The organism is Thiospirillum jenense, assembly GCF_014145225.1.
Taxonomy (GTDB): Bacteria; Pseudomonadota; Gammaproteobacteria; order Chromatiales; family Chromatiaceae; genus Thiospirillum; species Thiospirillum jenense.
In genome coordinates this window covers 1-1,104 of sequence record NZ_JABVCQ010000082.1, presented here as the reverse complement: position 1 = coordinate 1,104, position 1,104 = coordinate 1, and the positions used below count along the sequence as shown (strand labels likewise).

Below are 1,104 nucleotides of genomic sequence, written 5' to 3'. Positions count from 1 at the left end.
GCTCGGTCAGCGCAGTCATTGCCAACTAATCAACCAATTGATTCGCCCGAATTACCGCCAATTCCCGCTCGTCAAACGCAATCATTGCCGACTAATCAGCCTGAATTACCGCCAATTCCAGTTCGTCAAGCACAATCATTACCAACTAATCAAGCAATTGAGTCGATTGAATTACCACCCGTCCCCGCTCGTCAACCACAATCGTTGCCAACTAATCAGCCTGAATTACCACCAACTCCCGCTCGTCAATCAACTAATCAACAAATCAATTCGCCTGAATTACCGCCAACTCCCGCACGTCAATCGCAATCATTACCAATTGACTTGCCCGAATTACCACCAATTCCAATTCGTCAATCAAATAATCAACAAATCAATTCGCCTGAATTGCAGCCAATTCCCGTTCGTCAAACGCAATCATTGCCAGTTAATCAATTAGTTGACTCGCCTGAATTACCGCCAATTCCCGCTCGGTCAGCGCAGTCATTGCCAACTAATCAACCAATTGATTCGCCCGAATTACCGCCAGTTCCCGTTCGGTCAGCGCAGTCATTGCCAACTAATCAACCAACTGATTTGCCCGAATTACCGCCAATTCCCGTTCGTCAACCGCAGTCATTACCAACTAATCAAGCAATTGAGTCGCTTGAATTACCACCCGTCCCCACTCGTCAACCACAATCGTTGCCAACTAATCAGCCTGAATTACCACCCGTCCCCGCTCGTCAATCAATAAATCAACCAACTGATTTGCCCGAATTACCGCCAATTCCCGTTCGGCAAGCGCAGTCATTGCCAGTTAATCAATTAGTTGACTCGCCTGAATTACCACCAATTCCAATTCGTCAATCAACTAATCAACAAATTAATTCGCCCGAATTACCGCCAATTCCAATTCGTCAATCAACTAATCAACAAATCAATTCGTCCGATTTGCCGCCCGTTCCAGTTCGGCAAGCGCAATCATTGCCAACCAATCAACCAATTGACTCGCTTGAATTACCACCCGTCCCCGCTCGTCAATCAATAAATCAACCAACTGATTTGCCCGAATTACCGCCAATTCCCGTTCGTCAAGCACAATCATTGCCGACTAATCAGCCT

General features: G+C 46.5%; 1 pseudogene. It reads left to right on the top strand.

From position 1 onward, the window contains the following. A pseudogene (locus tag HUK38_RS14585) lies at positions 1-1,104 on the top strand (hypothetical protein); the annotation flags it as partial.